The 8,873-nt window shown below is 34.8% G+C and carries 9 protein-coding genes; all 9 read left to right on the top strand.

The annotated features are described in order from the left end of the window. Nucleotides 1-63: 63 nt before the first annotated feature. Nucleotides 64-2,610: a bifunctional aconitate hydratase 2/2-methylisocitrate dehydratase gene (locus SVN78_06305; GenBank protein ID MDY6821215.1), complete on the top strand. Its 2,547-nt coding sequence runs from the start codon at nucleotides 64-66 to the stop codon at nucleotides 2,608-2,610. Nucleotides 2,611-2,718: 108 nt separating this feature from the next. After that, on the top strand, nucleotides 2,719-3,693 hold the full coding sequence (gene mdh / locus SVN78_06310; protein MDY6821216.1) for a malate dehydrogenase: 975 nt from the start codon (nucleotides 2,719-2,721) through the stop codon (nucleotides 3,691-3,693). A 97-nt stretch (nucleotides 3,694-3,790) separates the two neighbouring features. Next, entirely contained in the window at nucleotides 3,791-4,960 is a 1,170-nt protein-coding gene (gene sucC / locus SVN78_06315; protein ID MDY6821217.1) for an ADP-forming succinate--CoA ligase subunit beta, read from the top strand. After that, on the top strand, nucleotides 4,960-5,838 hold the full coding sequence (sucD, locus tag SVN78_06320) for a succinate--CoA ligase subunit alpha (GenBank protein MDY6821218.1): 879 nt from the start codon (nucleotides 4,960-4,962) through the stop codon (nucleotides 5,836-5,838). The genes sucC and sucD overlap by 1 nt, the downstream gene beginning before the upstream one ends. Nucleotides 5,839-5,851: 13 nt before the next feature. Next, a complete protein-coding gene (locus SVN78_06325; GenBank protein ID MDY6821219.1) occupies nucleotides 5,852-6,058 on the top strand; it encodes a 4Fe-4S binding protein in 207 nt (68 codons plus the stop codon). A gap of 3 nt (nucleotides 6,059-6,061) precedes the next feature. Continuing rightward, a complete protein-coding gene (locus tag SVN78_06330; protein ID MDY6821220.1) occupies nucleotides 6,062-7,192 on the top strand; it encodes a 2-oxoacid:acceptor oxidoreductase subunit alpha in 1,131 nt (376 codons plus the stop codon). A 1-nt stretch (nucleotide 7,193) separates the two neighbouring features. Next, entirely contained in the window at nucleotides 7,194-8,009 is an 816-nt protein-coding gene (locus tag SVN78_06335; GenBank protein ID MDY6821221.1) for a 2-oxoacid:ferredoxin oxidoreductase subunit beta, read from the top strand. 1 nt (nucleotide 8,010) lies between these two features. Beyond that, the gene (locus tag SVN78_06340; protein MDY6821222.1) at nucleotides 8,011-8,556 is read left to right on the top strand and encodes a 2-oxoacid:acceptor oxidoreductase family protein; all 546 of its coding nucleotides are present in this window, start codon (nucleotides 8,011-8,013) and stop codon (nucleotides 8,554-8,556) included. Nucleotide 8,557: 1 nt separating this feature from the next. Next, nucleotides 8,558-8,873: hypothetical protein (locus SVN78_06345; protein ID MDY6821223.1), on the top strand; the 316-nt coding region annotated here is incomplete at its 3' end.

Genomic DNA, 8,873 nt, shown 5'->3' on the forward strand with positions numbered 1-8,873 from the left:
ATAAATTTATTTTAAATTTTAAATTAATATCAATAAAATATAAATATCAATAAGGAGGAAATAATGCTTGATGGTTATCTAAAACATGTAAAAGAGAGGGAAAAACTTGGGATACCACCACAGCCTCTTAAGAATTATCAGGTTCAGGAAATATGCGATCTTTTAAAAAGTGGGGTTCCAGAAGATAAGAAAAACTGGCTTATAGATCTCTTAATTAATAGGGTACCACCAGGAGTTGATGAAGCAGCCAAAGTAAAAGCCCATTTTTTGTATGAAGTTGCAAAATCTAAAGTAAATGTAAAAAGCTTAACAGATGATAAGGCAGTAGAACTATTGGGCACAATGGTTGGTGGATATAATGTTATATATTTATATGAGTTATTGTTTGATAATAGATTAGCTGAGCTTTCAGCTTTTCAGTTTAGGAATATAATACTCGTATATGAATATTTTGATAAGATTGTAAAACTAATGTATGATAACAAATATGCTGAAAATATTATCCAATCTTGGTCAGATGCTGAATGGTTTGAGAATAAAGCTGCCTTACCAGAGATAATAGAAGGAAAAGTCTATAAGGTTGATGGTGAAGTTAATACAGATGATTTGTCCCCTGCTAGTGAAGCATGGAGTAGACCTGATATACCACTGCATGCATTATCGATGGGTGTAAAGAGATTTCCAGGTGGGATTGATACAATTAAAAAGTTTAGAACAGAAGGTCATAAAGTAATATTTGTTTCCGATGTTTTAGGTACAGGTTCCTCTAGAAAATCTGCAACTAATTCGTTGTTGTGGCATATTGGTGAAGATATACCTTACGTGCCAAATAAAAGAAATAAAGGTATTGCATTAGCAGGTTTAATTGCGCCTATATTTTTTAACACCTTTGAGGATTCTGGTGGTCTACCTATTATGTGTGATGTTACGAAATTAAATACAGGTGATATTATTAAAATAAACACAAAAGAAGGTAAAATCTATAATGAAAATGATGAACTTATGACAGAATTTGAGCTAAAGCCTAAATCATTAAAAGATGAATATCGTGCAGGAGGAAGACTAAATTTAATCATTGGCAGACAGCTTACCAATAAGGCAAGAAAAATATTAGGTTTAGACGAATCTGATGTTTTCTGTAAAATTGATAATCCCAAACCTAAAAAAGGACAGGGGTATACATTGGCCCAGAAGATAATAGGAAAAGCTTGTTCAGTTGAGGGCGTTTTGCCTGGGACATCATGTGAACCAAAAATGACAACTGTTGGTTCTCAAGATACTACAGGTCCTATGACTGCCGACGAATTAAAGGAATTAGCATGTTTAAAGTTTCAAACAGGTATGTTTATGCAATCCTTTTGTCATACTGCTGCATATCCGAAAAAGACTGATGTTGAAATGCATAGGAATTTGCCTGAGTTTATTATATCAAGAGGTGGGGTTGTCTTAAAACCAGGAGATGGAATTATACATTCCTGGCTTAATAGATTATTATTACCAGATACGGTAGGTACAGGTGGAGATTCTCATACACGTTTCCCTATAGGAATTTCTTTCCCAGCTGGTTCTGGGTTGGTAGCTTTCGCTGGTGCTTTAGGATTTATGCCTTTAGATGTTCCTGAGTCTGTTTTAGTTAAATTCAAAGGTAATATAAAAGATGGTATTACTTTAAGAGATTTAGTTAATGCAATCCCCTATTTTGCAATTAAAAAGGGTCTTTTAACAGTTGAAAAGAAAAATAAAAAGAATGTATTTAATGGTAGGATTATTGAGATTGAAGGCTTGGAAAACTTAACAGTAGAACAAGCATATGAGCTTAGCAATTCTTCCGCTGAAAGGTCAGCTGCTGGGGCAACAATAAGTTTATCAGAGGGAAGCATTGCGGAATACATTAAGAGTAATGTTGCCTTGATGAAAGAAATGATTAATGAAGGATATCAGGATAGTGAGACATTAAAAAGGAGAATAGATGAATGTGAAGCATGGTTAGATAATCCTGAAATTTTAAGAAGGGACTCCTCTGCTGAATATAAAGAGATATTAGAGATAGATTTAGATGAGATTGATGAGCCAATTCTTGCCTGCCCAAATGACCCTGATGATGTAAAAAAACTTTCTGAAGTAGCTGGCACAAAGATAGATGAAGTATTTATTGGCTCTTGTATGACAAATATTGGTCACTTTAGGGCAGCTGGCAAAATATTTGAGAATGAAAACTATATTAAGGATACAAAAATCTGGTTATGTCCTCCTACAAAGATGGACGCAAAAGTTTTAAAAGAAGAGGGATTTTTTAATATATATACAAAAATTGGTTCTCGTATAGAGATACCAGGATGTTCATTGTGTATGGGCAACCAAGCGAGAGTGGCTCCTAATACTACTGTAATATCGACCTCTACAAGAAATTTTGATAATCGTTTAGGTGATAATGCAAAGGTTTATCTTGGCTCAGCTGAGTTGTGTGCTATAACAGCAGTTGAAGGTAAGATTCCTGATGTGAAAAAATATTTTGAGATAATGAATAAGAAAGTATTGCCCTATAGTAAACAAATTTATAAATATCTCGAGTTTCATAAAATAGAGGGTTTTAAGTTAGATTATGCTTAAAAAATTATCCCAAAAATATTTTTATTATGATATATTAATACTTGAGTTATTTATGTATACAATGTACAATATAATTAGTTATTATAATAAATAACAGGAGGTGTAAATATGAGTTTTAAAAGATCTAAAATAGCATTAATCGGTGGTGGTCAAATTGGTGGAGTGCTAGCACAATTAATTGCCAAGAAAGAGCTGGGTGATGTTATTATGTATGATGTAGTTGAGGATATGCCACAGGGGAAGTGTTTAGATATAGCAGAGGCAGCAAAAGTAGATGGTTTTGATGTTAAACTAGAAGGTACCAATAGTTATAGAGATATTGAAGGGTCAGATCTCGTTATAGTTACTGCAGGTTTACCGAGAAAGCCTGGAATGAGCAGGGATGATTTACTTACAACCAATTCAGATATTGTAAAGGAAGTAGCTGAGAATTTGAAAAAGTATGCTTCAGATGCATATGTAATGGTTTTATCAAACCCACTAGATGCAATGGTAACTTTAATGAAAGAGGTAACAGGCTTTGCTCCAAATAGGGTTTTTGGACAAGCTGGCGTATTAGATTCTTCACGCTTTGCGACTTTTATAGCTTGGGAATTAGGTGTATCTGTTAAGGATGTTAATGCATTAGTATTAGGGGGGCATGGTGATTCCATGGTGCCATTGGTAAGATATACTAATGTTAATGGTATACCTGTAATGGAGTTGTTGGAACGTAAGTATGGTGATAAAAATAAGGCAAAAGAAGTAATGGATAAAATGGTTGAGAGAACAAGAAAAGCTGGAGGCGAAGTTGTTGCCTTACTAAAAAAAGGTTCAGCCTTCTATTCTCCAGCGGCATCAGCTGTTAGTATGGCCGAATCTATAATAAAAGATCAAAAAAGGGTTTTACCGACATGTGTATATCTTCAAGGTGAATACGGTGTTAATGGTTACTATGTCGGTGTGCCAGCTGTTCTTGGAGCCGGTGGTGTTGAGAAGGTAGTTGAGATCTCATTGAATGATGAGGAAAAGGGAATGTTCAATAATTCTGTGAATAGTGTTAAAAAGTTAGTTGAAGATTTAAAAAGACTAAAGTATATTTAGATCACTTTAATAGCGGGTCAAACAGACCCGCTAATTATTATTGACAAATGTTTGAAAAAAAATTAAAATTACAATCACTTTCTTATAAGGAGTTATTATGAATATACATGAGCATCAGGCTAAAGAAATATTTAGAAAATATGGAGTGCCAACACCAAAGGGATTTGTAGTTTTTAAGCCAGAAAACGCAAGAAAAGTTGCCCAACAAATGGGTGGTGATATGTGGGTTGTTAAAGCGCAGGTGTTTGCTGGTGGTAGAGGTAAAGCAGGAGGGGTAAGAATTGCTAATTCAACTGAAGAGGTGGAGCAGCATGCAAAAGGCCTCCTTGGTAAACCTTTGGTTACCAAGCAGACTGGAGCAGAGGGCAAGATAGTTAATAGGATCTATATAGAGGAAGCTGTTGACATAGAGAAGGAATATTACTTTGCAATTATGCTTGATAGGTCAATTGAAAAACCTATTATGATTTCGTCAACGCAGGGTGGAATGGAGATTGAAGAGGTTGCAGCTAAAGATCCTGAGAGTATAATTAAGGTATCAATTGATCCAACTATTGGTTTTCAAGGATTTCATGCAAGAACACTTGCTTTTAAAATGGGCATGGATCGAAGAGAAGTGCCAAAATTTGTTGATTTTGCTAAGTTTTTGTATAATGTATATATGGATTACGATGCCTCATTGATTGAGATTAATCCTATGGTAAAAACTAAATCAGGGCAATTTATTGCTTTAGATGCTAAGATGTCTATTGACAATAATGCATTATATAGGCAGCCAGAGATTCAGGCAATCAGGGATATAACAGAAGAAAATCCAATGGAGGTTGAGGCTGAAAGATATGGTTTTAGCTATGTTAAATTAGATGGTAATATAGGTTGCATGGTTAACGGAGCTGGCCTTGCTATGGCAACAATGGATGCCATTAAGTATACTGGTGGTGAGCCAGCAAATTTTTTAGACGTAGGTGGTGGTGCAAGTGAAGAGACAGTTGCAAAAGGTTTTGAGATAATACTTAAAGATCCAAATGTTAAGGCAATATTAATTAATATCTTTGGCGGCATAGTTAGGTGTGATAGGGTTGCAAAGGGTATTATAGAAGCAGCTAAACTTATAGAGGTTAAAGTGCCATTAGTTGTTAGATTAGATGGTACGAATGCTGATGAGGCAGTTAAACTATTGGAAAATTCTAATATGAATTTTATAATTGCGAAAGATTTAGAAGAGGCTGCTAATAAAGTAGTGAATATAGCAAAGGAGTCAGTATAATGAGTATATTAGTTAATAGTGAAACCAAGGTAATTGTACAGGGAATGACAGGTAAAGAGGGGACCTTCCATGCTACTCAGTGTATAGAGTATGGTACTAAGATATTAGGAGGTGTGACGCCCGGTAAGGGTGGAAGCTATCATCTAGATATACCAATTTTTAATACTGTAAGAGAAGCTGTAGAGGCTACAAATGCAGATGCTTCTTTAGTATTTGTGCCACCTGCATATGTTGCTGAGGCTATTATGGAGGCAGTGCAGGAAGGTATTAATCTTATTGTAACTATAACAGAAGGTGCTCCAACAAAGGATATAATGTATGCAAAGGATTATGCTAAAAAAATGGGGGCTAAACTAATAGGTCCAAATTGTCCAGGAGTGATAACCCCTGAGGAATGTAAGATAGGTATAATGCCTGGATATGTATTTAAAAAGGGACATATAGGTATTATATCAAAATCGGGTACCTTGACTTATGAAGCAAGTAACCAAATAGTTAGAAATGGTCTTGGCATTTCAACAGCAATTGGTATAGGGGGTGATCCCATAATTGGCTTAAGTATAGTTGAATTATTAGAAGAATTTGAAAATGATTCAGATACTGATGCTATGGTAGTTATTGGTGAAATTGGTGGAACTATGGAGATAGATGCTGCTGAATATATAAAAAATAATATAAAAAAGCCAGTAGTGTCATTTATCGCTGGCAAAACTGCTCCAAAAGGTAAAAGGATGGGCCATGCAGGGGCTATAATATCTGGTGGCAAAGAGACTGCAATAGCAAAAATGGAGGCATTAAAGAGTGTGGGTGTTCATGTTGTAGAAAATCCAGCACACATAGGGAGTACAGTTAAAAAAGTATTGTCGAATATATTATAACGAGGGTTGTTTTATGAAAGCAGAAAATGTGTTAGTAAATGTTAAATGGTGCAAAGGGTGTGGAATATGTGTTGAATTGTGCCCAACTAATGCACTTGAATTAAAAGATTTTAAAGCACATGTGAAAGATCTTGAAAAATGTATTGCATGTATGCAATGTGAATTAAGATGCCCAGATTTTGCAATTGAAGTTATTAAAAAGGAGAAGGTTAGGAGTTAATATATGGCTAAAAAGAATGTAAAATTTCTAATGGGTAATCATGTTATAGCTTATGGTGCAATTTATGCTGGTTGTAAGTTTTTTGCAGGTTATCCCATAACACCATCATCAGAGATTGCAGAGGCTATGGCTGGAATGCTGCCTAAAAATGGTGGCAGGTTTATACAGATGGAGGATGAAATTGCATCAATGGGTGCCATTATAGGTGCTTCATTGGCTGGTGTTAAATCGATGACAGCAACAAGTGGTCCTGGCTTTTCACTAAAGCAAGAAAATTTGGGGTTTGCCTGCCTTACGGAAGTTCCTGTTGTTATCGCAACTGTAATGAGAGGAGGTCCATCAACGGGAATGCCAACTGGTCCAAGTCAATCTGATATAATGCAAACTAAATGGGGCACCCACGGTGATCACCCTATTATTGTTTTAGCTCCCTATAATAATAATGAACATTTTATGTTAACAGTTAGAGCGTTTAACTTATCTGAAAAATATAGAGTACCAGTGGTTATAGCAACAGATGGGATTATTGGTCAAATGATGGAGCCCTTTGAACTCCCTGAAAAAGGTGAGGTTGAGTTAATTGAAAGAAAAAAACCCAATTGCAAACCAGAAGAATATTTACCCTATGATGATAATAATCTAGTAAATCCTCTTCCAGCATTTGGTGAGGGATATAGGTTCCATGTAACAGGTTTATTTCATGATAAAACAGGTTTCCCAACAAATGATGGCAAACTACATGAAAAAGATGTTAGACGACTGATGGCTAAAATAGATAATAATTATGATGATATAGTAGAAGTAGAAGAATTTATGTGTGATGATGCAGAGTTTTTAATAGTGGCAATTGGAAATACAGCAAGATCTGCTAAAGATGCAGTTCTGATTGCAAGAAAGAAGGGCATTAAAGCAGGCTTATTTAGACCTAAAACACTTTGGCCCTTTCCAGAAAAACATCTTGAAAAATATATTGGTAAGGTTGATACGATTATTGTACCTGAGATGAATCTTGGGCAATTAATATTAGAGGTTGAGAGAATAGTTGGAGATAATTGTAAGATAAAAGGCGTTAATAGTTTAGATGTTGAACCAATAAGTCCTTACAAAATTTTTGAAACAATAGGGAGGAATTAAGATGTCCTTTGATTATAAAAAATACTTAAGGGTAGAAAAATTTCCACATATTTGGTGTCCTGGCTGTGGGCATGGTATTATTTTAAAGGCAATGCTAAGGGCAATAGACTCAGTTGGGTGGGATAAAGATGAGATAGTTGTAACCTCTGGTATTGGTTGTGCTAGTAGACTTCCAGGATATGTTGATTTCAATACATTGCATACGACACATGGTAGATCAATTTCTTTTGCTACAGGGATAAAGATAGCAAATCCAAAACTTAAGGTTATCGCATTAGGTGGTGATGGCGATATGTCAGCAATTGGGGGCAATCATTTTATACATGCCTGCAGAAGGAATATTGATATAACAGTTATTGTATTCAATAATTTTAATTATGGTATGACGGGATATCAGTATTCACCAACAACGCCTATAGGTAAAAGGGCTTCTACTGCCCCTTATGGTATGGCTGAACAGCCTTTTGACATATGTAATTTAGCAATTGGTTCAGGGGCAACCTTTGTTGCAAGGGGCACGACCTATCATGCACTCCCGCTAGAGGGTATTCTAAAAGAGGCCTTTAACCATAAAGGCACAAGTGTTGTAGATGTTATAGAGGCATGTCCTATAGGCTTTGGAAGAGCTAATAGGATGGGCACTCCAACGCAGATGTTGTTATGGCAAAAGGAACATGCAGTTAGTGTAAAGAAAGCTGAAAAAATGAGCAAAGAGGAGCTTTTAGATAAATTTGTAATCGGTGTGCTTCACAAAGATGAAAGAGTTGACTATTTAACGTTGTACGATAAAATGGTTGGATTAACGGAGGCTAAATAATATGGGAAGAGATGAGATAAGATTAAGCGGTTCAGGTGGTCAAGGTATGATTACAGCTGGAATTATTCTAGGATTGGCTGCAGCTGTATATGAGGGTAAAAATGCAATAACTACTAAATCATATGGTCCTGAAGCTAGAGGAGGTGCTGCTAGAAGTGAGGTTATTATTAGTGATGATGAAATATTTTATCCAAAGGTTCTAGAACCTAATATAATGGTAGCATTGACACAAGAATCAATTGATAAGTATACAGATGATCTAAAAGAGGATGCTATTGTTATATATGATAGCTTTATAGTAAAAAACGTACCTGATAAAAAAGTAAAATATTATCCAGCCCCAATTATAAAGGCAGCTGCAGAGGAAGTAGGCAAAACAATAGTTGCTAATATACTCTCCCTTGGAGTCCTTAATGAAATATGTGGAATTGCAAGGGATGAATCACTTTTAAATGCTGTTCTATCAAGGGTTCCAAAGGGTACAGAGGAATTAAATAAAAAAGCGCTAGAAGTTGGCAAAAGGATTGGAAAAGATATAAAAGGTTAATTTGTGCAGTAATAAAAGATATGTATTATACAAAAAAGCTTTATTTGTATCATCTAAGAGAGCTATTTTAGAAAATGAATATATTTTAAGGTCATTTGTAGAGAATTTTCTAAAAAGTAGATATAGTTTAGTTAAAATTAATAGCTATATATATTTAATTAGCAGATTAGATGATTTAACTCTTTATTCTTTAATCACAAGTAAAAAAATCACTAAAAATAATATATTAAATTTCGAAGAATTAAATATTATATATGATATAAGACGTTATATATTTAAAGATTATAATGATATATTAAATGATAAAAATATATTAA

The sequence above is a fragment of the Deferribacterota bacterium genome (assembly GCA_034189185.1).
Classification (GTDB): domain Bacteria; phylum Chrysiogenota; class Deferribacteres; order Deferribacterales; family UBA228; genus UBA228.

Bases quoted from the DNA above. Each gene is read 5' to 3' on its own strand.
- SVN78_06335 (MDY6821221.1), top strand. From the start codon at position 7,194: ATGTCCTTTGATTATAAAAAATACTTAAGGGTAGAAAAATTTCCACAT.
- SVN78_06325 (MDY6821219.1), top strand. From the start codon at position 5,852: ATGAAAGCAGAAAATGTGTTAGTAAATGTTAAATGGTGCAAAGGGTGT.
- mdh (MDY6821216.1), top strand. From the start codon at position 2,719: ATGAGTTTTAAAAGATCTAAAATAGCATTAATCGGTGGTGGTCAAATT.
- SVN78_06305 (MDY6821215.1), top strand. From the start codon at position 64: ATGCTTGATGGTTATCTAAAACATGTAAAAGAGAGGGAAAAACTTGGG.
- sucC (MDY6821217.1), top strand. From the start codon at position 3,791: ATGAATATACATGAGCATCAGGCTAAAGAAATATTTAGAAAATATGGA.
- SVN78_06340 (MDY6821222.1), top strand. From the start codon at position 8,011: ATGGGAAGAGATGAGATAAGATTAAGCGGTTCAGGTGGTCAAGGTATG.
- sucD (MDY6821218.1), top strand. From the start codon at position 4,960: ATGAGTATATTAGTTAATAGTGAAACCAAGGTAATTGTACAGGGAATG.
- SVN78_06330 (MDY6821220.1), top strand. From the start codon at position 6,062: ATGGCTAAAAAGAATGTAAAATTTCTAATGGGTAATCATGTTATAGCT.